This is a genomic window from Micromonospora sp. WMMD734 (genome assembly GCF_049178975.1).
Taxonomy (GTDB): domain Bacteria; phylum Actinomycetota; class Actinomycetes; order Mycobacteriales; family Micromonosporaceae; genus Micromonospora; species Micromonospora wenchangensis.
On sequence record NZ_JBMHMK010000001.1, the window covers coordinates 4,899,397 to 4,922,849 of the forward strand.

Below are 23,453 nucleotides of genomic sequence, written 5' to 3' on the forward strand. Positions count from 1 at the left end.
TCGCCCTCCTCGTCGCCTCGTCCTGGCCCGCATCCGTGCGGTCGTGCCACCTGCCGTGCGTCGTGCCGCCTGCCGTGCGTCGTGCCGCCTGCCGTGCTCAGCGGAACTGGGTCAGCCGTCCGCTGCGTTCCCGGTCGACCAGCAGTTCCTGCCGCAGCCGTCCGCGTAACCGTCCGTAGAGCCGGCCGGCCAGTTCTTCCAGGTCGTCGGGGTTCTCCAGGTCGACCGGCCGGCCCGGTGACCGGTCCGGCACCCGGTCGGCGTCCCGGTCCAGCCGGGCCGCCGTGGCCCGCCCCCGGTCGGCCACCGTGCGCAGCTCCGCCCGTAGCCGCTCCACCGCGTCGCGTACCTCGGCGATCCGGCCCGCGCTACGGTCGATCGCGGGTGCCGCCGTCGCGGCTGCCACCTCGGCCCGCAGGGCGTCCGGCGGTGGCCCGGCCGGCGGGTCGGCGGCCTGGTCCTGCTGCTGGTCGAGTTCGCCACGTACCAGCGCCCGCAGGTCGTCGAGGGTGGCCGCCGGGGTGTCCATCGACGCCCGCTGGAGCGGGTGGGCGGCGGCCGGCGGACCGGTCGGCGGGGCCGGGGGTACGCCGCCCGCACCGGGGTTCGCCTGCCAGGTCAGCCCGCCGCCGGGGGTGGTCCCCCAGGTGCCGACGGTGCCCGGGGGTGTCGGTGCGGCACCCCCGCCGGCCGGTGGCGCGACGGGTGGCAGCGGACCGCCCACGCCCGGCCCGCCGCCGAAGGCGTGCTCGGCGGCGAGCGCCCGCGCCTCCAGGTCCCGGCCCGCACCTGTCGACTCGGCCGGCGGAGCCGCCCCGAACGCCCGCTGCTGCACCACGTGGGCCAACTCGTGGGCGAGCAGCGCGCGGGCCGGCGGCGCGTCCAGTGGCCCCGCCGAGGCCGGCAGCAGCACCTCACCGCCCCGGGTCGCCGCCCGCGCACCGGCCTGCTGCACCACCTCGGTGGCCGCCGCGCCCCGCCACACCGGCACCGCCGCGACATCCACGCCGTACTGTTGCCGGAAGCCGTCCACCAGCGCGGCCGGCACCTGCTCCGGCAGCTCGCCGACGCCCACCGGCGCGGTCGGCGGGGCCGCCCGGTGCGCCGCCGGCACGGTCCCCTCCACCGTGGCCGGTGTCGGGCCGGGCCGTCCGTCCGCCACCACCGGCGCGGCGGTCACACCCCCCACCGGGTACGCCGGGACGTGCGCGTCGGTGGGCACGGCCGTCGTCCGCGGCTGCGGCCGGTCGACCCACCCGGTCTGCTCCGCCGACGGTACGGGCGGGTGCGGGGCCACTTCCGCGTGTCCCCGGCCCGGCGGTCCCTGACCGGCCCGGCCGTGCTCCCGGTCCACTCCCGACGGCGGCCCGGCCGGCGGCGGCTGCTCCGGACGACGGGTGAGGAAGAAGGACGACGGCGGGGGCACCGGCCCGGGGCGGTACGTGTCGCGCCCCGCCGCCGGACCCGGCAGGTCGTCCCCGGTGTCGCGGCTCCCCGCCGAACCCGGCAGATCGTCCACCCACGCCGCCGAACCCGGCAGGTCGTCCACCCACGCCGCCGAACCCGGCAGGTCGTCTCCGCTGTCGCCCCGCGCCGCCGAACCCGGCAGGTCGTCCGTGCTGCCGGGTCCCGCCGGGCCTGGTCGGCTCTCCGGGGTCGGTCGGTCGACGCGGTCCGTGACCGGCCGACTCTCCGGGGTCGGCTGCCCGACGAGGTCCGCGACCAGGGTCGGTGCCGTGGCATCCGTGACCGGCGAGGACACGCCGCCCGGGGTCGACCCGGCCGGCTGCGTCAGATGTCCGGGGGCCGATCCGGCCACGGCCCCGTCGGGCCGGTGGTCCGTCGGCCCGGTCGCCTGCGGGCGGTCGTCCACCGGCCGGGACGGCCCGACGGGCGTCGGGCCGTCCCGCCGACTGTCGGCGGGGACACCCCGGTCGCCGCCGGTGGCATCCTGCGGGCCGACCCGGCTACCCGGGCCGACCTGGTCCTGGGCGGCGGACCCGGCTTCCGGGCCGGCGGCCCCGGTGAGCTGTCCCATGGCAGCGGCGGTGGTGCCATCCGGTCCCTGGTCGGCCGGGGACGTCGGCTCCGGGCCCGGTCGGGCGGTCGCCGGCCGGGTGGCGCGACCCCGGCGTCCGGCGAAGGCCACCTCGACGGGACGCACCTCGACGGCCGACGGCGGGGTCCCCTCCGGGTCGTTCCGACCGTCGTGACCCGCCGCCATGGCGACCGCGCCCCGACCGGTGCCGGTGTCCGGCTGCGCCGACCGGGTACGCCCGCCGCCGCCCGACGCCCGGGCCTCCTCGGCGGCCCGGGTGGCCTCCGCCGCCAGGTAGGCGACCTCGAATCCCGGTGGTGGCCAGACCTGTGCGGTGGGCAGGCCGGCGGCGGCGAACTGCGCTGCGGTCCGGGCCGTTGCGGCATCCGCCCCGGCACCGTCGGGTCGCCCGGTGGACGTTCGTCCCTGTGGCTCCCACGGTCCACCCGTCGGAGCCGCGCCCTCTCCCCGGGGCCCGCCCGCCGCCCCGATCGGGCCACGCTCCACGGTCGGGCCCTGGTCGGGAGCACCGGCGACGTTCGGAGCCGCGCCCAGCGCCGGGCCGCCGTCCCCGGCCGACCCCGGAAGCACCCCCCGCACCAGCGCCGGCCCGTGGCCGGAAGTCGGGCCGTGGCCGGAAGTCGGGCCGTGGCCGGAAGTCGGGCCGTGGCCGGAAGTCGGGCCGTGGCCGGAAGTCGGGCCGTGGCCGGAAGTCGGGCCGTGGCCGGGGGCAGGGCCCGGCCCGGGAGCCAGGTGGAGGCCGGGGGGCGAACCGTGGCCGGGGGTCAGGCCATGATCGATGGCCGGGCCCGGGCCGGGAGTAGGACCGTGGTCGGACGTCAGCCCGTGGTTCGGTGCCGGACCCTGCACCCCGGTCGGGCCGTAGGTGTCGGTCGGGGCCGGGAACGCGGTCGGCTCCGGTGCCCGGGGCCCGACGTGCGCTGGGGTGAGCTCGACCGCCCCCGGCGGCGGGCCACCCCACCAGGTCGGATCGTTTGGCGACGACGTCCCGGTCGCCGACTGCGGGACGCCCGGAAGGTGGCCGCCCGCCCGGGGAAACCGCGACACGTCGTCCCCGCTCGGCGGTACCCGGTACGCCACCGGACCGACCGGCCACGGGTCATCCGACCCGGTCACCACCGGCAGGACCGAACCGGTGGGCGTCCATCCGGCGGGAGCGGTAGGCGTCCATCCGGGCGGAGCGGTCGGCGGGCGGTGGGGCGGGTCGGTGTCGTACCGGACCGGGGTCGGGTCGGTGACCGCGACCGGCCCGACGGACGGCGCGAAGGCTCCCGGGGCCGGGCCGACGAACGCCGGCGCAGCGGCGGTCGGGGGCAGCGCCGGGCCGTCCGTGGCCGTCCCCGGCGGCGGGATGGTCACCATCGCCGAGGCGGGCGTCACGGTCAGCAACGGCAGACCCCGGAGGACCGGGTACCCGTCGGTGGGCACCGGCGCGGCGACCGGAACGGATGGCGCGACCGGAACCGGCGGCGGTGCCCCGACCGGCCGGCGACGACGCGGCCAGAACGGCTGTCCGGGGCGTAACGACCAGGACATGCCCACCTCCTTCGGGTTCCGGTACGGGTGTGCGGCGTCGAGCTGCCGGGTGGGTCAGGCGTCGCCCGGTCGACCGCCGGCCAGGTCCACCGCGAAGCGCCCCCCGCAACCGGGGCAGGCGACCTCGGCCCCGGTGTGCCCCTGCTGGTTGATCCGCCGGTAGAGGTCCTGGAGGAAGGCCAGGTCGGAGGCGAAGAGGTGCTCGATCACGTCGACGTCCACGGCCTGCACCCCACCGATGCGGGTGACCGTCCGGGCCAGCAGCAGCACGGTGAGGAACGCCGGATTCTGGCGTACCCGGGGATCGCCCTGGGGGGTGATCTCGTCGCGGGCGGTGGCCAGCCGCATGGTGCCCTCGCGGTGCACCCCGCCCCGGTCGTCGACCAGCCCGCGCGGCAGCACGAACGGGTACTCGGTCCGCAGGCCCGCCGCCGGTCCGGCGGCGGGCTCGGCGAGGCTAGATCCGCGCATTGAAGTCGAACAGGTCGTCGCACATCAGGGTGACCGTCTGGTAGACGATGTCGGTGGCCCCGGCCTTGACCCCGCTGACCTCCACCCGCGACGGCCAGGCGTTGGTCATCATGTACGTCAACCGGGCGTCACCGTTGAGGTCGTCACCGGGGCCGTAGAGCTTCAACGCGCAGTCCCGGTAGGCGTCGTACATCATGTTGCGCACCTTCTGGTGCCAGAGCCACAGGTCGCCGTTGAGGTCGAGGCCCCGCTTGAGGGTGACCGTCGGCGGCTTGGTCCGACCGAAGTGCCGGGAGAAGATCGGCCCGGTGGTGCCGGCGGCCATGTACTCCGCGTTCTCCACCTCGCTGCTGATGCCGACCAGTTCGGCGAAGTTGATCGCCGACATGCCCGGCACCTCCAGCCGGAAGACGGCGGCACTGATGATCTGGGTGTTCTGCTTCGGGTCCTGGGTACCCTGACCGGCCATGCTCGTTTCTCCTGGTCTCGTCGTCGCTCAGGTCGGGTGCTCGCCGCCGGGGCCGGTCAGTCGCCGGAGCCCTGGGAGAGCTGGGAGAGTCGGAACACCACGAACTCGGCCGGCTTGACCGGGGCGATGCCGATGTCGACGGTGAGGATGCCGGCGTCGAGGTTCTCCGGCGGGTTGTTCTCGGCGTCGCACTTGACGAAGAACGCCTCGGACCAGGTGTCGCCCATCAGCGCGCCGCTGCGCCAGACCCGGCGCAGGAACATCGTGATGACCCGGCGCACCGCGTCCCAGAGGCGGGGGTCGTTGGGCTCGAAGACCACCCAGTTGGTGCCGAGCAGGATCGACTTCTCGATCCAGTTGAACAGCCGCCGGACGTTGAGGTAACGCCACTCGGCGTCGCTGGACAGGGTGCGCGCCCCCCAGATCCGGATGCCCTGCCCGGGGAAGGCCCGGATGCAGTTGACCCCGATCGGGTTGAGCTGGTCGTGTTCGCCCTTGGTGAGCCCGCTCTCCAGGGCGAGCGCACCCCGGATGATCTCGTTGGCGGGTGCCTTGTGGACGCCCCGGGTGTCGTCGTTGCGGGCCCACACCCCGGCGACGTGCCCGCTGGGCGGCATGAAGACCGCCCGGCCCTGCGCCGGGTCCATCACCTTGACCCACGGCCAGTAGAGGGTCGCGTACTTGGAGTCGTAGCCGGCGACGTCCATCCGCCACTCCTTGAGGCGCTGCGGGTGCAGGCCGGGCGGCGGGTCGAGGATGGCCACCCGGTCACCCATCAGCTCGCAGTGCGCGATCATCGCCAACTGGACGGCCTTGAACGCCTCGTCGTCGATGGCACCCTGCTGGTGGGCGGCGGCCAGGTCGGGGACGCAGAGCATGGTGATGTCCTCGATCGCCTCCAGTCCGGCGAAGCCGGTCCGGTCGCTGACGTCACCGACGTAGTCCTCAGCGCGTACCCGCAGGTCACCGGTGCCGGTCGTGGTGGCCGGCAGCGCGGGCGTGGCGAGGGTGATCTCGGCGCCGCGTCGGGGCGGGGCGAGGGTCGCGCCCTTCGCCTCCTCGATCTGGATCAGCTTGGACTGCTGGCGGACGGCGGTGACCACGTTGCCCGCGCCCCGCTTGGTGGTCAGGTTGTCCAGCGTCTCGACCGGCTTGCCGGCCTGCTTGACGACGAGCTTGAACGCGTCGTCGCCCCCCTCGGAGGCGTCGGCGACCTCGACCGAGAGGTCCTGGCCGGCCGGGCCGGGCAGGGCCGCCCGGACGGTGAAGGAGAGCCGGCCGTTGTCACCGGCCGCCGGTACGGCCGCAGCCGCGTACGACTCACCGGCGGCTTCGTCGGCGGCGGAGTCCGCTCCGGCACCACCGCCCACCCGGACCACGTACGCGGAGCCGCCCCCGTTGAGGAAGTAGCCGTAGACCGACAGCGGCAGGAAACTACCCGCCACGAAACCACCGAAGGTGCGGGTGTACTGCGTCCAGTTCGTGATCAGCGTGGGCTCGTCGACCGGCCCCTTCTCGGCGAAGCCGACGAACGCGGCGACGGCCGTCCCGACCGCCTCGATCGGCCTCGACCCGGAGGAAACCTCCTCCACGTAGACGCCCGGCGACAGATACGTCGGCATCGAACCTCCTGTACGACGGTGTGATGTGACCGAGCCTGCCAACGCCGACCGGCCGTCAGGGCTGCCCGCCGGGACGCCGCCGGGGTAGCCACCACTGCCCCCAAGGGCAACCGATCCGCCCCGACGGCCTGCCCGGTCGCCGGCCGCGCTCCCGTCCGGGCAGCCGGCAGGGTGGACGGATGATCTGGGATGTCGACCTGTCGGTCCGGGCCTGGTTGGGCCACTACCTGCCGGCGGACGTGCCTGTCGTCTTCGACCCGCCGGACCGGTGCGCGCAGCGCGCCGACGGTGACCTGGTCTCGGCGTTCCTGCTGGACGTCGAGGAGGACTCGGCGGGCGTCTCGGCGACCTGGGACGAGCTGCGCGACGCCGACGGCCAGCTCGTCGGGCGTCGACCGCCGGGCCGCCGGTACCGGTTCAACTACCTGTTGACCGCCTGGGCGGCCGACACCGAGCGGGAGCACCGGCTGCTGGGTGACCTGCTGGTGGGCTGCGCGAGCTGCACCGCCCTGCCGTCCGGGTTCCTGACCGGCGCGGTGGCCCGCGCCGGTCAGCCGGTGGTGGTGCGCAGCGCGCCCCGGCGCGAGGGGGACGCCGGTTCCGCCTGGGTGGGGTACGGCGGGACCGCCCGGACCGGGTTGCACCTGCAACTGCTCGTGCCGTTCGTGCCGGAGACGCAGACCGACCTGGCGCCGCCCCCGCGCGAGGTCAGCGTCAACAGCGGCGGTGGCCGGCCCGCCGGCCCCGGGCTCGGGCAGCCAGGCCGCCGGCCCCGGGGCGGGATCAGCGAGCCCCGGTGACGTCCCGCTGCCCGATCAGGCGTTCCGCTGCCCGTTCAGGTAGCCACGGCTGCCCCTTGGTGTTCCTCGTTCGTGGTTCTGCCGGCCCCGCCCGCGCGGCGAGACTGCCGGCATGAGTGTCGCTGTGGGACTTGTCGAGACCGACCTCACCGTCGCCGCCGGTGGCACGGTCGGCTGCACCGTCCGGGTGCGTAACACCGCCGCCGTCGTCGACCAGTTCACCCTGGACGTGGTCGGCGACGCCGCACCGTGGGCCGAGGTCGAGCCGGCGACGATGAACCTGCTGCCCGGCACCGAGCAGGAGGCGCGGGTGACGTTCACGCCGCCGCGTGCGGCGACCGTGCCGGCCGGCAGCGTCGACTTCGGGGTACGGGTGCGGGGGCGGGAGGACCCCGAGGGTTCGGTGGTCGAGGAGGGCACGGTCACCGTGCAGCCCTTCGTGGAGCTGGCGACGGAGCTGGTGCCGCGTACCTCGCAGGCACGACGCGCCGCCCGGCACCAGCTGGTGATCGACAACACCGGCAACGTGGAGACCACGGTCGAGGTGCTGCCCGCCGACCCGGACCGGTTGCTGACGTTCCGGGTGCTGCCGGCCGCGCCGGTGCTGCGGCCGGGCACGGCCACGTTCGTGAAGCTGCGGGTACGTCCCCGCAAGCGGTTCCTGCTCGGCCCGGACCGCAACCTGCCGTTCCAGGTGGCGGTGACCCGTCCCGACGCCGAGCCGATCACCAGCGACGGCCTGCTGGTGCAGCGGTCCGTCCTGCCGGCCTGGTCGCCCCGGGTGGTGCTGGTGGCCGCGGCGGTGGCGGTGGCCCTGGTGGGGCTGTGGTTCGCGGTGCTCAAGCCCACCGTGCAGTCCACCGCCAAGGAGGCCGCCCAGGTGGAGACCAAGGAGTTGTCCCAGGAGGTGGCCGAGGTGAAGACCCAGGCCAGCGAGGCGGCGGAGACCGCCGAGCAGGCCGAGAAGGTGGCCATCGTCGCGGCCGGCGTCAGCCCCAAGCCGAGCGCGGCCCCGAGCCCGACGACCGAAACCGGAAAGGGCAACGGCAACGGGCCGGGTGCCCAGGGCGGGACGCTTGACAACGCCGACCCGGAGACCGCCGCCGACTTCCGGGTGGCGACCAGCGCGTCGCCGACCACCACCAACGAGTTCACGCTTTCCACCTACCGGCCGGCCGAGAAGAAGGTGCTCTGGGTGACCGACATCGTGTTGCAGAACCCGCACGGCGACGCCGGCCTGCTCCAGGTGCGGCGGGGCGACACGGTGCTGCTGGAGACCGGCCTGAACAACTTCCGGGATCTGGACTACCACTTCGTCCAGCCGCTGCGGTTCTCCGCCGGTCAGCCGGTGACCGTCGCGGTGAAGTGCGCGAACCCGGGCACCACGGCGTGCACCCCGGCCGCCTACTTCGCCGGTCAGCTCGTCCCGGTCGCGCCCACCCCGAGCCCCTCCCCCAGCCGATGAGCGACCCGCAGGCCCCCGGCCCCCGCCCCGCCGGCCGGGTCGACACCGCCCACCCGGCGGGCACCGACGACCCGGCCGACGTCGACCATCCTGCCGACGGCGACCACCCGGCGGGCAGGGCCCACCCCACGCCGGTCCGCGCGGCGGTCCGCTCCCGCGACCCGATCTCCCAGGCCGGGGTGACCGCCCAGCTCGGTACCGTCGGGGCGGAGGAACCCGCAGGGGCGCGGCCGGTCGTGGTGGCCGGCCCCGACGACGACCCGGACATCCTGGTGATCGTCGCCGACACGGTGGACGGATGGCTGCTGGCCCAGCTCGACGCTCTGACCGGCCGGCCGGCCCCCCGGCCGGTGCTGGTGGTGGGGCAGCTCGACGACACCGCCGGCCTCCAGGCGATCGAGGCGGGCGGCCTCAACCTGGTACGCCGTTCGGAGAGCACCGCCACCCTGCTGCGCGAGGTGGTCCGGGCCGCCGCCCGGGGCGAGGCGCGACTCCCCACCGACCTGCTCAGCTCGCTGCTGACCCGGGTCGGTCGGGCGCAGCGGCAGGTGTTGGCGCCCCGGGGGTTGACCATCCTGCCGCTGTCCCCACGTCAGCTCGCCGTGCTCCGGATGATCGCCGCCGGGGCGGACATCGCGACGATCGCCCGGGAACTGTCCTACTCGGAACGCAGCATCAAGAACATCGTGCACGAGATCACCACCCAGCTCGGTGTCCGCAACCGCACCCAGGCGGTCGCGCACGCCATCCGCGAGGGGCTGATCTGATCCGGTCCCGTCGATTCAGGGGAGGTTGTCATCGTGGGCGTGCCTGCGGCGAAGCTCGGTGACAAGGTGGTCGGCACCGACACGCACATCATCATGGTGCCCTCACCGACCGGGCCGGTGCCGACACCCACCCCGATGCCCTTCGCCGGGACGATCGCCAACGGGTGCAGCACCGACGTGCTGATCGAGGGCAAGCCGGCCGCCGTCGTCGGTAGCGTCGCGGTGAACGCCCCGCCGCACGTGCCGACCGGTGGGCCGTTCCAGACGCCACCGAACAACCAGGGCACGATCATCGCCGGCAGCCCGCTGGTGCTGATCAACGGCAAGCCGGCGGCCCGGCACGGCGACAAGGTCAACACCTGCAACGATCCCGCGCCGCTGCCGGCCGGCAGCATCATCGCCACCGGTCAGGTGCTGGTCGGCTGAGCCGGGCCGCATGCCCCGGGCGACCCCCACCGGGGGGTCGCCCGGGTCCCGGTGCGCCCACCCATGGACCCGGTGCGTTCCGGCCATGGCCCGGGTCCGGGCCGGTCAGGCAGACGGGCCGGTCAGCGGCGGCGGGTGAAGGGCCCCGGCTGGGCGGTCGCCGACTGCACCAGGAACGTGCCGCTGGTCACCTGGCCGACCGCCGGCACCGAGGCGAGCGCAGCCCGGGGGCCGGCGAGCCCCTCCCCGAAGACCACCATCGGCACCGCGAACCGGCCGGACGCGTCGGCGACCGCCGGCACCGTGCCGGTGCCGTCGACCCAGCCGACCAGCACCTCGGCACCCGCCGGGAAGCCCTGGCCGAGCGCGGTGACCACCTGGCCGGGACGGCCGACGCCCGGGTTGAACTGCAACGTCGGGCTGCGACCCGACACGCTCAGGGCCAGCGACTGGGCGGCGACCCCACCGGTGTCGGTGGCGCTGGCGAGGCTGAGCACCGACGTGGCCGCGCCGATCGCCCGGGGGGTGGCGGTGAGGGCCATCGTGCAGGACCGGGCGACGGCCAGCACCCCGGCGCAGGTGGAGCCGGTGACCGCGAAGACCGCCGGGAGGGGTTGTTCGGCGAGGGCGGCGGCCACGGTCAGCGGGTAGTCGCCGGTGTTGGTGAGGGTCACCGTCCGGGCCGCCGAGGGCACCCCGAGCGGGGCCTCGCCGAGGTCGAGCGTGGCGGCGTCGGAGTGCAGCACGGGTACGTCAGGTGCCGCGCCGCTGACGGTCACGGTCAGCCGTTCCGGCTCGCCCTGCACGATGCCGTCGACGGAGACGTCGAGCCGGCAGGCGTACTCCCCGTTGCGGGCCGCGGGGTCGACCGCGACGGAGACGGTGAGGTCGACGGCGCCGCCGCTGTCGACGGTCTGCTCGGCCGGGGTGACCGACGCCGTGAGTTGCGGGTCGCAGTCGGTGACGTGGGCGGCGACGGTGCTCTGGATGGCGCGGACGCCGGCCAGGATGGCGTTGGAGACCTCGGACGGGCCGGCGGCGTTGAGCAGCACGCCCCCGGTCCGCCTGGTGATCTCGGTGAACTGCCCGGTCTGGTCGAGGGAGTAGCTGCCCGGGTTGCCGACGTCCACGGCCACCACCCGGACACCCCGGTCGGTCAACGCCCCGATGGTGCCGGCGAGGTCGTGGCCGACGCTCGGGTCGTGCGACGGCGCGTCCCCGAAGATCACCACGATCGGGCTGCTCTCGGCCCGCAGGCTCACCGCTCCGGTGGCCACGGAGTACAGGGCGTTCAGCCCGGCCTCCGGGTCGTCGCCACCGCCGTCGGCGGTCCAGACGTTCACCGCATCCTGCACCTCGGACGGCACGGCGGTCAGATCCCGGTTGAGCCGGAAGACGAACTCGTCGCCCTCGTCCCGGAACTCGGCGACCGCGAACCGGGCGTCGGGCTGGACGCCGCTGATGTCGTCGACGATCCGCTTCGCGTTGACCCGGACGTCGTTCAGCGCCGCCTGCATGCTGCCTGTCGTGTCGGCGAGCAGCACCACGTCGGGCCGGGGCGGGATGGTCGCGGTGGTCACCGTACGGGTGACCACCGCCGAGCCACCCGGGGTCAGCCCGAGGGTCGTCCCGGCCGGTTCGCCGACCAGGGGGGCGACGCCGTCGCCCACGCTGATCCGCAACGCCGGCCCACCGGCCGGTCGCGGTGCCGTGAAGAACTCGGCGTACGCGGCCGGCGGTGCGCCGGCCACCAGGAGTGCCACCACAGCGAACGCCGACGCGGCGCGCAGGGAACGGGACGCTGACGCTGCCATGGTGGACAGTGAACGCGGCCCGACCGGGTCGACCGCGACCGCGCGGGAAGTCCTGCGGGCAGTCCCGGCTGCCCGTTCGGGCACCGACCCGGTGCCCCGGCCGGCTGTCACCCTACTGCGGGCGGGCCGTCAGCACCCGGACGTCCAGCCCGCCGGAACAACGCCGGACGACCGCCGCCACGCTCTGCTCGTGGCTGGTGCGCACCGGGTCGACGGTGAAGTACGCCTTGCGGCCCCGGCCGTGGCGAACCACGTAGCTCTCGGCCGTGCCACCGGCCCACGGGTCCCCGAACGTCTTGAGCACGTTGTAGATCGGGGTGTCCATGTCGCTCTCGTCGGTGTAGAACATCACCAGGTCCTTGAACTGCACGTAGTGCGCGTACGCCCCGTCGTCGGTGAGGGTGGCGATGATCCCGGTGTTGTGCGCGTTGAGGGCCGAGTCGATGGTCACCGTGATGAAGATGTGCTGCGGGAAGACGTGGATGGTCAGCCGGTCGTCCCGGTACATGCGGGGCATCCGGTTCATCGCCGTACCGATCATGGTGGCGAGTTCGTCCACGTCCACCCCCCACGGGCTGACCAGGGCCTGGGTCTGCGCCCAGGAGTAGTGGCCGGGCAGGTTCGAGTTGGCCTCCGGGTTCAGGGTGAAGGCCACCCCGATCTTGAACTCGTTGTGCTGCCACTCCGGCGCGTCCTCCCCCTCCACCAGCGGTTCCGCGAACCGGACCGACTTCGCCGGGGCGGGGGGCGCCACCAGGTCGTCGTCGGACGCGATGTGACCGAACGCCCGGTCGTAGCCGGAGTAGTCGTAGCTCTCCTCGCTCTCCTCGTCGCTCTCCTCCTCCTTGCCCCTGCCCTGGTACCGGAGCGCCTCCTCGGCGAGGGCCTGGCAGGAGGCGACGAAGGCGGGCATCACCTCGGGCACGGACAGCGCCTGGACGGCGGCCTGCTGCACCTCCTCCCGCCAGAACGCGAACAGTTGCTCGTCGTCGAGCAGCAACGCGGCCAGCGCGGTGAAGTCGTCATCGTTGCGGAGTTCGACAGGCACGTCCGGGAACCGTTGGGCGGTCTCCGTCAGCGCCGTGGTCATCGCCCAGTCGTCCCACGGCCGGGGCAGTTGACGCTCGAACGTGTCGAGCGTCGCCCGCGCGTCGTCGCCGTGCCGGTAGGTGACCAGCAGGTACTCCAGGCTGCGGATCAGGTCGTGGCGGTCCGGGTGCATCTGCTCGATCCACCTGCCGAACATCCGGGTGCCGTAGTCGGCGTCGAGGACGGTGGCGAACTCGACAAGCTGGAAGTAGTCCGGGCTCTGCGTGGCATCTTCCCAGTAGTTGTCTTCCCAGGTCATGACCGCTCTTTTCGGATCGGCGACAGTCGACCCGGCCACCCTGCCCCGAACCCGGCCGGCACGGTACGCGGCCACCGACCGTCTTAGGGGCAGTCCACCCTGCCCCGGCGGGCAAGCCCGGTGGTGGGTCGGTGCCGCGCGTGCGGTGGCCCGCTCACGCCGGCCGGCACCGGCGCAACACCCCGTCGGTGACCGCCGCGAGTTCCCCGGTGCCCCGGTGCCGGCAGGTCGGCACGAAGCCGGGCACCGTCGCGGTACGGTGCCCGGTCAGCGGGTCCCAGACGTGCAGGCCGTCGGGGTGCGCCGAGTAGAGCCGCCGGCCGTCGGAGAACCAGGCCCCGGCGGGCCCGGCGAAGGTGGTCAGCTCGCGGCCCGAGGCCACGTCGAACAGGCGTACGCCGGGCAGCATCGTCTCGTCGGCGTCGCCGAGCCCTCCGACGGCCAGCAGCGTGTCACCGACGAAACAGAGCGGCCCGTTCCAGAAGTAGTCGCGCTGGCACAGCGCCCGACGGGTCGGCCCGTCCTCGGACTCCCACACGTTGCCGTCCAACCACGGGCGTAACGCCCACACCGAGGGCACCCCGACCGGATGCCAGACCCAGCCGTCGTCGGCGAGGACCCGACCGCCCGGGGAGCAGAGCAACCGGCCGTGGAAGTAGTCGAGATGGTGCGCCGGCCGCTCCCCCTCCGATGTCGTCTCCGGCTCACGTGCGGTCAGCAGTTCGCCGGTGGCCGGGTCGCTGACGTCGAGCCGGTTCCACCGGGTGCGGTGCACCACCACCGGTCGGCCGTCGACCCGGGCGAAGGCCAGCGCGAACGGCACCGTGTTCGCGTGGTAGTCCCCGCCGTCGAGGGCGAGCGTCACCACACCGCCCCGGCCGAGATCCACCACCCGTCCGTACCGGCCGAAGTCGTTGACCACGGCGGCGAAGCGGCCACAGCCGGAGACGTGCAGCCGGCGTCGTAGCCGACGGTCCAGCCACGGCTGCTGCCCCGGCTCGTCGACCAACTCGACGGTGGCCAGCACGGTGGCCCGGTCGTCGTCCGGGTCGAGCGCGACGATCGTGCCGTCGGCGGTGAGCACCAGCCAGCGGGAGCCGTCGGCGTCGTCGACCGGGGCGAGATCGATCACCTGCCCCAGTGACACCGGCAGCGGCCAGTCCGACACCGTCGCATCGAGCGGTTCCGGCCGTTGCAGGATCTCCGGCTCGCCGCGCCAGCCGAGCAGTTCCCCGTCCTCGACGAGCCGGTCGACGCACCCCTCGCACACCACGACCAGCGCGGGCGACCCACCGGCCTCGCCGCACTCCCGGCAGACCAGGTCGAACGCCAGCCCGCGCCCGGTCAGCAGGCGGAAGCACGCCACCTCCCGGTCCTCCGGCACGCCGACCAGGTGGGAGCAGACCCGGCTGGTGGCCGCATCCGCCGGATGCCCGCACGGCAGTGTCAGCACGACAGCACCCTATCCGGCACCGCCAGACGACGTCCGACCTCGTCGCCCCCCGCCTGTCGGGCCTGACTGCCGTAGCCGAGTCTGCACCCCGGACAACGGGGAACGTCGCGACAGGCCAACATTCGTCCATGCGACCCGGTATCCGGCACAACCTTCACGGCCGTCTCCGCTCACCGTGGTTGAAGCGGTCCATCGCGGCGCTCGGCGTGCTGCTGCTGGCCGACAGCTTCCTCCCCTGGTACCGGTTGAGCTGGACGGTCAGCCGGTACGGCAGCGGACAGCAGACCCTCCACGTCAACACAGCCACGGCGTGGCACAGCTCATCGGCCTGGTCGCTGGCCGTGCTCCTCGGCGTCGTCGCGGCGGTCGGTTACGTGACCTGTGGCGTCTACGCCAACAGGTGGCCGACGCTGTCGGTACGGCTGCGCTGGCTGTTTCTGCTCACCGGGACGACGGGTCTGCTCGTGGCAACCGTCTCCTGGTTGGCGATCCCGTCAGTGGACGCGCCGGGCGGGTACGGCTTCGTCCCGGCGGACGAGATCGCGGGTGGGGTCCGGCTCGGCGACATCGTGCGTGACCATCTCTCCGCCAGGGAGGTGAACGTGGCCTGGGGCTTCTACCTCGCGGTGTTCATCATGATGGCTCTGGTGCTGCTCATGCTCCTGGACATCGTCCGGCGGGCCGACCGCCATGCTGTCCCCAGCCCCGGATAGAGCAGCGACTGCGCCGCAGGGCTGGGCCACAGGGTGACCGAAGGATGTCGGCGTGCTGATCTTGGAGGTGCCCCCGGCAGGATTCGAACCTGCGACACACGGTTTAGGAAGGCGACAGCGGCAGCGTGACCAGTGTGGCCGCGACTTGGGCAGCCGGGCTACTCACCTGCTCCGTGCGGCAAGATCGTTGCACGCACTCTGCACAGGGCGCTGCGGACGCCCGAGGACGGCCGGAGGCCGCCCGCAGGGCAGGCCGCAAGCGCGATGGCAATCCCCATCCTGCAAGATCGAGAATCGCGTCGGCTGGCGTCGGCCCGCCCTTGGCTTGCTCAACTTGTCGACTGGGTCGCTCTCCCACTGCGCCCGTCGGTTGGCTTGGCTGTATAGCCATGTTCTGATCCGTAGCTCCGGGCGATGAAACCTCGCGGGGTCGCCCCAACACCGGACTGCCCCTAATCGCCTCGTTCAAGCTGTTGCGCCTGGCTCGGTTGCTGCACTCCGCTGCTGCATTGCCGCCCGGCCCAGTCGTCGACATGGCATCCCACTGCCACTAGGCCAGGGACGATCCCCACCTTCGCGCCAACCCCCGCTTGAACGGGGAGGCACTTTGAGCCGTATGACCTAGCGCGGACCAGCCCGAACGAGGATCAAGGTCAAATTCTCGATCACACATCTGAACGAGAGTGTCGTACGCATGTTCGATACTTGATGGTGCCCCGCAAGGCGGACCAAGATAGGTAAATAGTGAACAAAAAGGACACTATGACGCGCATTGTTCTCACCGTAACGAGCCGAGCTGCACGGTAGTCCACCATGGACTCCTGCACTCACCATTTGTCAAGCAGACGACAGGACCCAAAGATCCATCTCTCCACAGGTGACGCAACGCGTCACTCTGGGTAGACTCTAGATATGCCGGCGGTGAAGATGTCTATCAATCCCACCATGCTGGCTTGGGCGATGGAACAGGCCGGAGTCAGCCAAGAGCAGCTAGCAGGTGACCTACACGTAAAATCGGACCTGGTTGCCGAGTGGCTGAGTGGGGCCGCTCAGCCAGGGACCGGGCAACTGAGAGCGATAGCCAAAGAGCTACACAGGCCGACATCCCTATTCTTTCTGCCTCGGCCACCCACTGTTACTGTTGCCCCGACAGCCTTCCGTTCACCCATAGGGAATTCAGGAAAACGCACGCTTTCCCGAGACGAACTCGACGAGATCCGCAAAGCTCTGCGGCGCCAGAAGGTCGTATCCTGGGCGCAGCAGCAGCTAGAAATTGGCGATGGAATCACGCTCCCCGCCTACTCTCCTGATGTGGAGTCGGTAGCGAGGGCAGCGCGCAAGTGGCTGGGCTGGCGCCTAGACGAGCAAGTAAAAGCGACGAGCAAGACGGCAGTAACGAAGATGCTTCGCGCCACCCTTGAAGACCGCGGTTTCATCGTTCTTCAGCTGTCGATGGGCGACAACCATTGTCGCGGGTTTTCGATTGCGCATCAAACCGTTCCGGTAATCGCATACAACACCAAAGGTCAGGTAGCAGCAGCCCGTTCTTTCACAATTCTGCACGAGCTTGGCCATCTCATCAAGAATGAGCAAGCAGTCTGCGAGAAGCCCAATGATGCTACGGAGAAATGGTGCGATGAATTCGCGGGGGCGTTCCTCATGCCGCCTCGACAACTCGAAACCTACGTTCGGCTGAGAATTGGCCGGGGCCGAACGCGGATTGAGCCCGACGACCTGGACGCCATCCGGCGCATCTCTAACCGATTCAAGGCTAGCTATCAATGCGTCGCTCTTCGTGTCATTAAGCTTGGCTGGGCGGACTGGAAGCTGTATGAATTGGTCCGGAACCCCAACACAGAAGTAGACCTGGGGTTCTCCAGGGAGGCGCAGACTACCCCAGTCGTCAGGCTCAGAGAATACGGTTCCACCTACGCTCGTGCCGTGCTCGCGGCACGTCAACGCGGATTACTTTCCGAGACTGACACTCGCAAATACCTGGACGTCAACGGGGAACAACTCCGAACCCTTGAGCGCCGGCTGGAGAACGTCGGCTGATGGATGGCGAGGCCCTATACGTCATCGATGATCACGCGGTGCTAGAAATCCCTACGCTTTGCGCGTCGGATTCACTCCCGCTCGTTCTGGACGAGCTTACCGAGTTGGTCAAAACGGGCCACCTCTGCTTTCCTGACCAAATCATGCATGACTGCGCCAGGTGGGCCAAGGGCGAGACGATCCACACATGGATCAAGGCCGTCAGCGGCCATCGCCAGCTCAAGAAGCTCCCAAGCGAGTGGCAGGAAGAAGTTCTAGGCCTCTGTGAAGACCTATGTGACTATGACGACGAGAACGAGCAATCGCCGGTGCTAGTGGCCGCCATGGCGGTGATGATTTCGCGTGAATACTCTCTATCCACAGTTAACGTAGTCACCGAGGACCGGAATAACCTCCCGACTCGCATGTGCCTTAACGATGCTTGCCCGAATCTGGGCCTCACTTCGATTACGGCTCGTGATTTCCTTTCCGCCACAAAGGCTTCTCGCTATCTAATTTGAATCTGGGATGGCAGCCAACTCCTTGGCCTCATCTTGCAGGTAATGGCGAAGAGAGGGCTCCGGGATAGCGCCCTTGGCAGCAAGCATGGTGAGGATCATGGAGCAGAAGTTGAGTAGCGCACGCCCTGGCTCTGCGACGAGCCGCTCTTGATTCCTTCTTCCTTTACGGGTAACGGGATGACGAATCCCGTCTCTCAGAACGAAAGACCCACTCTCGCCCGACGCCGGTACATCCCAGTCATTAGACAGTCTTCTTCCGCCTGCATCCCGTCGATGCAGGGCTGCAATGCCAGCAGGGTATTCGCCATCGCCGGCGCCCGTCAGAAACTCTGACCTACCGGCTAGGAGCGCGCCTGATATGACGCAGAGAAGATCCGGTCGCCGCTCTTCCTCGATAGCCCGAAGAAGCTTCACGGTGATGGGCGCTGTTGCCGCTTGGGCGTGATATGCGACCACGCAAAAGTCGGGGAGACGAGCCCCTCGGGGCTGAAGCTTGTTCAGTGCCCTCTTTTTCTCTGCACAGTCGGTTACCTCATCGTCATTCAAAGTAGTTTTTACCTCTATCACCATAAAGGTGTTTTCGACCGGGAACAGCATCTGATTCGTCTGAGCCATGATTGTCGGCTGATTGTTCAAGTCGAAGATAATGATGTCAGACTGCTTGGACCGATTCCCGTCGGCATCGATGACAATTCCTGTGCCGACGCCGAGGCTTCGGGGAAGCAGACGCTCCATCAGTGCAATAAGTGACTGCTCGTTCTCACGACCCTGTTCGGCCGCGTGGCCGATAAGTCGGTTGAATGTATCCACCTCTTCCTGCAGCCGTCGAGAAACCCCAGACCAGTAGGTCTCAACAATGCTCATCCTTAGCCGCTCCCCATTGCGACGACCAGGCGGAAGCTCCCCCGCCCCTCAGCAGAGACGATGTTTCCATCTATGTGGTCCTGCGCAAAGGCCCGTCGTCGCCTTCCTAGGCCAGCCAAGTTCGTTGCCATCCCGTCTGCCGCCGACCCACACACCGTGGGGCAGATCAGGGCCAGGGTGACAAGGTGGAGCGCCCTACCAGACGAACGACCTTGTCGCCCTGGCCCTGATCTGCTCGGCTCTGCCTGGGTCGGTGGCAGACGGGATGGCATCCCACCCCCACCACCCACCCACCGCAACGTTCGGCAACTCCATCCCGGAGTCGTCTGGCCCCCGCCGGAGGCACAGCCCTAACCCCAACCCGCCACACACCCCGCCGCCCCTTCCCCACCTCCACCCCTTCCCTGCCTCGGACCCGTGAGCGGCCTGACGGATTTCGTTCGGCCACTTCGCCCCGGCCGACCGTCGACCGGTCCGCGGTGAGACATCACGTGGTGGAAGACCGTCCGGAGGATCGGGGTCGTCGTCCTGGTCCTGGTAATCTCCGGGACTCGTCACCGGTTCCCTTCAAAAGCCAGGGGGTGACGCGCGGGGCGGGCGTGGCTTCGGGCCCGCCGCCGAAGGCAAGCGGGGCGGCGGCTCCGCAGGAGCCGTTACCGCGCCCGGCCCGCGCCGCGCGGAGCGCGCTTGATCCCGTAGAGGTCAATTCGGCAATGCTATTCGGCAACTGGCCCCGGTCCGTCGTACCTCACCCCGTCGAGGGTGGCCCCATCGAAGCTCGTGGTACCGCTGAACCTCGCCCTGTCGAACTCGGCGTCGCCGCTGAACGTCGCCTCGCTGAACCTGGCGTCGCCGCTGAACGTCGCCCTGTCGAACGCGGCGACGCCATCGAATGTCGCCTCGCTGAACCAGGCGTCGCCGCTGAACGTCGCCTCGCTGAACCTGGCGTCGCCGCTGAACGTCGCCTCGCCGAACCCGGCGACGCCATCGAATGTCGCCTCGCTGAACCAGGCGTCGCCGCTGAACGTCGCCCTGTCGAACCAGGCGACGCCGCTGAACGTCACCCCGCTGAACCAGGCGTCGCCGCTGAACGTCGCCTCGCCGAACCAGGCGACGCCATCGAATGTCGCCTCGCTGAACCAGGCGTCGCCGCTGAACGTCGCCTCGCCGAACCTGGCGTCGCCGCTGAACGTCACCCCGCTGAACCCGGCGTCGCCGCTGAACGTCGCCTCGCCGAACCCGGCGACGCCATCGAATGTCGCCTCGCCGAACCAGGCGTCGCCGCTGAACGTCGCCTCGCCGAACCCGGCGACGCCATCGAATGTCACCCCGCCGAACCCGGCGACGCCGCTGAACGTCACCCCGCCGAACCTGGCGTCGCCGCTGAACGTCGCCTCGCTGAACCAGGCGTCGCCGCTGAAGCGGGTTTTGATGAAGGTGGCGTTGTGGAGGTGGCAGCCGGTGAGTTCGAGGTCGATGAGGACAGCCTCAGTGAGGTCGAGGGTCACCTTCGGCCCCCAGTACAAGGGGTGGGGTCCTCCTTCTGGGGTTGTAGGCCGTAGGTGGCGGGCGAGGATGCGTTGGGCCGCGAGGCGGACCTGTCGTTCTTCTCGGGGGTCCACGCCTGGCTTGTCGCTGTCACCAGGGGTGGCCGTCGGAGTGGCAGTTGGATCGGGGGCGTCCATAGGTTGAGTTGTGGGTGTGGGGGTGGGTTGGTCGTCGGGTGGGGTGTAGGGCATGCGTAGGTAAGCGCAGATCACTTCGACGATGCTCTGCCGGTGGATGGGGTTGTCCTGAGCGAGGCGTTCCAGGGCGTACAGGCCGGCGAGGCGGACCGGGGCCTTGTCGGAGCCGAGCTGGTCGGCGGCCTTGACGTACAGCTCGGTGACGCGTTTCTCTCCGGCGTCGTACTCGGTGGCCTGCTGGGTGCGCTCGGCCAACTGCTGCCGGCGGAAGGCCAGCAGCAGCGCGAACGCGCCGGTGACCGCCGCGCCGATGGTCAATGCGGTGCGGATGGACTCGATGCGCACCTTCGCCCGTTCCACCTGATCGCCCACGGCCGGCACCGAACCCTGCAACCAGGTGACCGCGGCCCAGGTGACCACTCCGACCAGGACCACCCCGACCGGGATCACCCACGACCGCAGAGGCCGCACCTGCCGATCCGGCGGCGTCGGCGCAGCAGACACCTCATGCTTTGCGCTGTCCCGCCGCCACAACAGGCCTCCCACGACCAGCGCCGCCACGCCTACCGCCACCGGCACCAGCACTGGCCAACCGGAAGCCAGGACCTTCCACCACGGCCGGGGAACCAGCATCAGAGCGCCCGACAGCAAAACCACTCCGCCGGCCGCCATCAAGGCGGCACTTAACCGTCTCGTCACAGTGAGCCATCGTGCCCGTACAAGGCAACCCGTGTCGTGGCCATCAACGGGCCCCCGGGCGCGGCCAGTGTGGAGCACACGGAGCGACTGGTCGCGCGCTCTGTCAACCGGTACAACCGGCCCGCCGGGGGCCACGTTGAACCAGTTGTCCCGGCAGTGGAGTGTCCTTCAATGACATCGGCTCTTACGTGCTGGCGTCGATCGTCCGCCGGAGGCGTTCCACTGCTGCATAGATCGACTGCTCCGGACCTGGCCGGCTGGGGCGCCACTCCACGACGACCGGGCGGACGGCATCCGCCAGGCTGGCTACGGCTTCCTCGGTTTCCGGCTCAGGTAGCTCGCTGAGGACACCGATCGCGCCAACGGTTGTCTCGTAGCGGTGGCTGTTGCCTGGGGTGTTGCGCCAGTTCGGGTTGTCGCGCCACGCCTGCACGCGCTCGCGTACCTCGGCGGCGGCTGCGCGGATCAGGTCGGCGCGCTGCTGGGGTGTGAGTGCTGCGGGGTGCGATCGGTCGTCGGCGGGGTCTTGCGGCGGCGTGTCGGCGTCGCGCATGGCGGCGATCGTACCGGCGCGCTGTCGGGCGGCTCCGCGCCCGGACGTCACGTCAGCCGGCGGCGGGGGCCCACTCCTGGGTGAGGATGGAGTAGAGCAGGGAGTCCCGCCATCCGCCGTTGGTGAAGACGTGGTCGCGTAGCCGGCCCTCGTACTGCATCCCGAGTCTTTCGGCAACGGTGATGGAGGCGGCGTTGTCGGGGCCGATGGCTGCGGCGATGCGGTGGAGCTTCAGCGTCTGGAAGCCGTAGTCCACCATCGTACGGGCGGCGTCGGTGGCGTAGCCGTTGCCCCAGTGGTCGGCGCTGATGGCGTATCCGAGCTTGGCGGCTTGGTGGCCGGTGAGGCCGAGTCGCGCGAAACCGACCATACGATCGTCCGCGTCGGCGACGGCTAGGTAGTACTCGGTGCGGGGGGTGTGCCGGGCGCGTTCGATCGTGCCTTCGACCATGGCGACGGCGGCGGCCTGGTCCCGGCTGTCGAAGGAGAGCCATTGGGTGACGCGGTCGTCGCCGACGATTGCCCACGCGTCGGCCGCGTCATCGGAGCGCATGTCGCGCAGGGTGATGACGCGGCCGGGGATGGTGATCGGGTCCATGACCAGATGGTGCCTCATCGAGGCAGGGCGTTGGCCGGGGTGTGGGTGAAGTGCTCGATGCCGTCGATGAGGTCACGGGCGTCGCCTGCGTGGCCGGCGCGGGTGATGGCCTGGTGGACGCGACGCACCGAGTGGATGATGCCGTTGATGCGCTGGTCGGCGGGCAGGTCGAGCACGGGGGCCAGTGCCTCGGCGGCAGCGTCCAGGTCACCGCTGGCCACACGGGCAATGGCCAGGTTGGCGTGTGAGCCGGCCTGGTCGCCGAACGCCCATGCGGGATCGTTGGGGTCGGCGTACGCCTGGGCGGCGCGCAGGGCGTATCGCTCGGTGTTGCGATTGCCGCCGGCCTCCGGTCGGGTGTGCGTGATCCGCTGCCCGTACTGCTGCCGGTGGGTGAAGCCGCGTCGGTTCGACCTGCGCCGCATGTCCTGCGGCTGCATAGGTCGAGCGATCGATGCGGGAACGTATCCGCTGCTCAAGTGGCGTTTCTGCTGATCTTCGAGGTGCCCCCGGCAGGATTCGAACCTGCGACACACGGTTTAGGAAACCGATGCTCTATCCCCTGAGCTACGGGGGCGCGAGGGCCTAGTCTAGCGACCTGGGGGTTCACCTGGGGTGGCAGGGAGTGGCCCACGTTCACCCACGTTCCCCGGACCCCCGTTCTCCCAGCCCAGGACCACACCCGGAGCACACGAACCCCGGTTTGCGACCGGCGGTCGGCCGCGGTGACCCGCGTTGGCACCGGTTGACCCCGGTTGGCATCCGCTGGAGAGCACACACCGCGCACATCATCGAAGATCGCGATGCGCGCTCCGGGCTACGGGCTCGGCAGGGTGGTGCGCCAAGCGGCAGTGAGTGCTGCCACGTCGGGGAATCGGTCGGCAGGTGTCGTGGCGGTGGCGTTTACAGCTACCTGCATTTGGTGGTGGGAGCCGCGCCAGCCGGGTGGGGAGTCGAGGAGGTGGTGGATGGTGCGGCCGAGGGTGTAGACGGTGGTGCGCTGGTCGATGACGGCGCCGCGGACGAATTCTTCGGGGGCCATGTAGCGGCGGGACCCAGGGAGGCGGTCGGTGTCTAGGGTGAACGGCCCGGGCCGGTACTCGTCGAGGTCGATCAGGCGTAGTCGGCGGGCGTGGAAGTCGTAGAGAAAGCAGCCGTCGTAGAGGTCGACCGCGACGTAGCCGGCGGCGGTGACGGCCAGGTGCGCGTCGAGGATCGTGGCGATGGCCGTTTCAACGTCGGGCAGGGGTAGTTGCTGGAACCGGTGCAGTGCGCTGCGGTCCGAGCCGTGGACGGTGGCGTGGTTCAGCACGCTGCCGTCATGCCACGGGTACACCAGCGTCGGCCCGTCGAGGACGTGCTCGGGGCGCACGATCGCCGGGTGCCGGACCGCGGCGTGGAACCGGGCGGCCCGCAGCAAGGAACAGCGACTGGGCGCGGTGGTGGCTGTCTTGACGAACCAGCGGCGTCCGGACGCCTCGACGCCGTAGGAGACGCACCCGGAGTCCTGGGCGTCGAAGACCGCGAACGCAGAGTCCAGGGATAGTTCCACGCAA

20 protein-coding genes and 1 tRNA gene are annotated in these 23,453 nt (G+C 70.8%); 7 read left to right on the plus strand and 14 right to left on the minus strand.

All coding sequences use genetic code 11. The annotated features are described in order from the left end of the window. Positions 1-97: 97 nt before the first annotated feature. From ACN267_RS20905 to ACN267_RS20920, 4 genes are all read right to left on the minus strand, one after another. Positions 98-2,629: an eCIS core domain-containing protein gene (locus ACN267_RS20905; protein WP_421489416.1), complete on the minus strand. Its 2,532-nt coding sequence runs from the start codon at positions 2,627-2,629 to the stop codon at positions 98-100. A 1,020-nt stretch (positions 2,630-3,649) separates the two neighbouring features. Next, positions 3,650-4,066 (minus strand): hypothetical protein, encoded by a 417-nt coding sequence (locus tag ACN267_RS20910; protein WP_281900789.1) that lies wholly within the window; start codon positions 4,064-4,066, stop codon positions 3,650-3,652. Beyond that, positions 4,053-4,535, minus strand: coding sequence for a phage tail protein (locus ACN267_RS20915; RefSeq protein ID WP_088643766.1), 483 nt, complete (start codon positions 4,533-4,535; stop codon positions 4,053-4,055). The genes ACN267_RS20910 and ACN267_RS20915 overlap by 14 nt, the downstream gene beginning before the upstream one ends. Before the next feature lie 56 nt (positions 4,536-4,591). After that, positions 4,592-6,157 (minus strand): phage tail sheath family protein, encoded by a 1,566-nt coding sequence (locus tag ACN267_RS20920; protein ID WP_421489417.1) that lies wholly within the window; start codon positions 6,155-6,157, stop codon positions 4,592-4,594. A gap of 179 nt (positions 6,158-6,336) precedes the next feature. Here ACN267_RS20920 and ACN267_RS20925 point away from each other — a divergent pair, with 179 nt between their 5' ends. From ACN267_RS20925 to ACN267_RS20940, 4 genes are all read left to right on the plus strand, one after another. Next, positions 6,337-6,957, plus strand: a complete 621-nt coding sequence (locus tag ACN267_RS20925) for a Pvc16 family protein (RefSeq protein ID WP_204962072.1) — start codon at positions 6,337-6,339, stop codon at positions 6,955-6,957. Positions 6,958-7,069: 112 nt separating this feature from the next. Further along, complete coding sequence (locus tag ACN267_RS20930; RefSeq protein WP_204962073.1) at positions 7,070-8,422, plus strand: hypothetical protein; 1,353 nt, start codon at positions 7,070-7,072, stop codon at positions 8,420-8,422. Then, complete coding sequence (locus ACN267_RS20935) at positions 8,419-9,189, plus strand: helix-turn-helix transcriptional regulator (RefSeq protein ID WP_421489418.1); 771 nt, start codon at positions 8,419-8,421, stop codon at positions 9,187-9,189. The genes ACN267_RS20930 and ACN267_RS20935 overlap by 4 nt, the downstream gene beginning before the upstream one ends. 33 nt (positions 9,190-9,222) lie before the next feature. After that, entirely contained in the window at positions 9,223-9,615 is a 393-nt protein-coding gene (locus ACN267_RS20940; RefSeq protein WP_204962075.1) for a PAAR domain-containing protein, read from the plus strand. Between the two features lie 122 nt (positions 9,616-9,737). Here ACN267_RS20940 and ACN267_RS20945 read toward each other — a convergent pair whose 3' ends face one another. From ACN267_RS20945 to ACN267_RS20955, 3 genes are all read right to left on the minus strand, one after another. Then, positions 9,738-11,429, minus strand: a complete 1,692-nt coding sequence (locus ACN267_RS20945) for a choice-of-anchor D domain-containing protein (protein WP_421489419.1) — start codon at positions 11,427-11,429, stop codon at positions 9,738-9,740. A gap of 112 nt (positions 11,430-11,541) precedes the next feature. Further along, complete coding sequence (locus tag ACN267_RS20950) at positions 11,542-12,777, minus strand: hypothetical protein (protein WP_204962077.1); 1,236 nt, start codon at positions 12,775-12,777, stop codon at positions 11,542-11,544. Between the two features lie 154 nt (positions 12,778-12,931). Continuing rightward, positions 12,932-14,230: a hypothetical protein gene (locus tag ACN267_RS20955; protein ID WP_421489420.1), complete on the minus strand. Its 1,299-nt coding sequence runs from the start codon at positions 14,228-14,230 to the stop codon at positions 12,932-12,934. A 179-nt stretch (positions 14,231-14,409) separates the two neighbouring features. Between ACN267_RS20955 and ACN267_RS20960 the strand changes: the two genes are divergently transcribed. From ACN267_RS20960 to ACN267_RS20970, 3 genes are all read left to right on the plus strand, one after another. After that, entirely contained in the window at positions 14,410-14,943 is a 534-nt protein-coding gene (locus ACN267_RS20960) for a hypothetical protein (protein WP_421489421.1), read from the plus strand. Positions 14,944-15,855: 912 nt separating this feature from the next. Beyond that, complete coding sequence (locus ACN267_RS20965; RefSeq protein ID WP_421489422.1) at positions 15,856-16,998, plus strand: ImmA/IrrE family metallo-endopeptidase; 1,143 nt, start codon at positions 15,856-15,858, stop codon at positions 16,996-16,998. Continuing rightward, positions 16,998-17,498: a hypothetical protein gene (locus ACN267_RS20970; RefSeq protein ID WP_421489423.1), complete on the plus strand. Its 501-nt coding sequence runs from the start codon at positions 16,998-17,000 to the stop codon at positions 17,496-17,498. Before ACN267_RS20965 ends, ACN267_RS20970 begins: the two co-directional genes overlap by 1 nt. Here the strand turns inward: ACN267_RS20970 and ACN267_RS20975 are convergent. From ACN267_RS20975 to ACN267_RS21005, 7 genes are all read right to left on the minus strand, one after another. Then, complete coding sequence (locus ACN267_RS20975; RefSeq protein ID WP_421489424.1) at positions 17,490-18,362, minus strand: DUF6602 domain-containing protein; 873 nt, start codon at positions 18,360-18,362, stop codon at positions 17,490-17,492. The two genes, ACN267_RS20970 and ACN267_RS20975, sit on opposite strands and share 9 nt — an antisense overlap. A gap of 716 nt (positions 18,363-19,078) precedes the next feature. Further along, positions 19,079-20,518, minus strand: a complete 1,440-nt coding sequence (locus ACN267_RS20980; RefSeq protein WP_421489425.1) for a pentapeptide repeat-containing protein — start codon at positions 20,516-20,518, stop codon at positions 19,079-19,081. A gap of 412 nt (positions 20,519-20,930) precedes the next feature. After that, a complete protein-coding gene (locus tag ACN267_RS20985; RefSeq protein WP_421489426.1) occupies positions 20,931-21,299 on the minus strand; it encodes a hypothetical protein in 369 nt (122 codons plus the stop codon). Positions 21,300-21,351: 52 nt separating this feature from the next. Beyond that, complete coding sequence (locus ACN267_RS20990) at positions 21,352-21,897, minus strand: GNAT family N-acetyltransferase (RefSeq protein WP_421489427.1); 546 nt, start codon at positions 21,895-21,897, stop codon at positions 21,352-21,354. A gap of 14 nt (positions 21,898-21,911) precedes the next feature. Next, positions 21,912-22,337 carry a hypothetical protein gene (locus tag ACN267_RS20995; RefSeq protein ID WP_421489428.1) on the minus strand — a complete coding sequence of 142 codons (426 nt, stop codon included), beginning with the start codon at positions 22,335-22,337 and terminating at the stop codon, positions 21,912-21,914. Between the two features lie 64 nt (positions 22,338-22,401). Further along, positions 22,402-22,474 (minus strand) — tRNA-Arg (locus tag ACN267_RS21000). Between the two features lie 240 nt (positions 22,475-22,714). After that, a complete protein-coding gene (locus tag ACN267_RS21005; RefSeq protein WP_421489429.1) occupies positions 22,715-23,449 on the minus strand; it encodes a serine/threonine protein kinase in 735 nt (244 codons plus the stop codon). Positions 23,450-23,453: the final 4 nt, after the last annotated feature.

Excerpts from the sequence above, each read along its gene's own strand:
- ACN267_RS20950 (WP_204962077.1), bottom strand. The coding sequence starts at position 12,777 with ATGACCTGGGAAGACAACTACTGGGAAGATGCCACGCAGAGCCCGGAC.
- ACN267_RS20995 (WP_421489428.1), bottom strand. The coding sequence starts at position 22,337 with ATGCAGCCGCAGGACATGCGGCGCAGGTCGAACCGACGCGGCTTCACC.
- ACN267_RS20985 (WP_421489426.1), bottom strand. The coding sequence starts at position 21,299 with ATGCGCGACGCCGACACGCCGCCGCAAGACCCCGCCGACGACCGATCG.
- ACN267_RS20910 (WP_281900789.1), bottom strand. The coding sequence starts at position 4,066 with ATGCGCGGATCTAGCCTCGCCGAGCCCGCCGCCGGACCGGCGGCGGGC.
- ACN267_RS20965 (WP_421489422.1), top strand. The coding sequence starts at position 15,856 with ATGCCGGCGGTGAAGATGTCTATCAATCCCACCATGCTGGCTTGGGCG.
- ACN267_RS20920 (WP_421489417.1), bottom strand. The coding sequence starts at position 6,157 with ATGCCGACGTATCTGTCGCCGGGCGTCTACGTGGAGGAGGTTTCCTCC.
- ACN267_RS20975 (WP_421489424.1), bottom strand. The coding sequence starts at position 18,362 with ATGAGCATTGTTGAGACCTACTGGTCTGGGGTTTCTCGACGGCTGCAG.
- ACN267_RS20915 (WP_088643766.1), bottom strand. The coding sequence starts at position 4,535 with ATGGCCGGTCAGGGTACCCAGGACCCGAAGCAGAACACCCAGATCATC.
- ACN267_RS20930 (WP_204962073.1), top strand. The coding sequence starts at position 7,070 with ATGAGTGTCGCTGTGGGACTTGTCGAGACCGACCTCACCGTCGCCGCC.
- ACN267_RS20945 (WP_421489419.1), bottom strand. The coding sequence starts at position 11,429 with ATGGCAGCGTCAGCGTCCCGTTCCCTGCGCGCCGCGTCGGCGTTCGCT.
- ACN267_RS20925 (WP_204962072.1), top strand. The coding sequence starts at position 6,337 with ATGATCTGGGATGTCGACCTGTCGGTCCGGGCCTGGTTGGGCCACTAC.
- ACN267_RS20970 (WP_421489423.1), top strand. The coding sequence starts at position 16,998 with ATGGATGGCGAGGCCCTATACGTCATCGATGATCACGCGGTGCTAGAA.
- ACN267_RS20935 (WP_421489418.1), top strand. The coding sequence starts at position 8,419 with ATGAGCGACCCGCAGGCCCCCGGCCCCCGCCCCGCCGGCCGGGTCGAC.
- ACN267_RS20990 (WP_421489427.1), bottom strand. The coding sequence starts at position 21,897 with ATGGACCCGATCACCATCCCCGGCCGCGTCATCACCCTGCGCGACATG.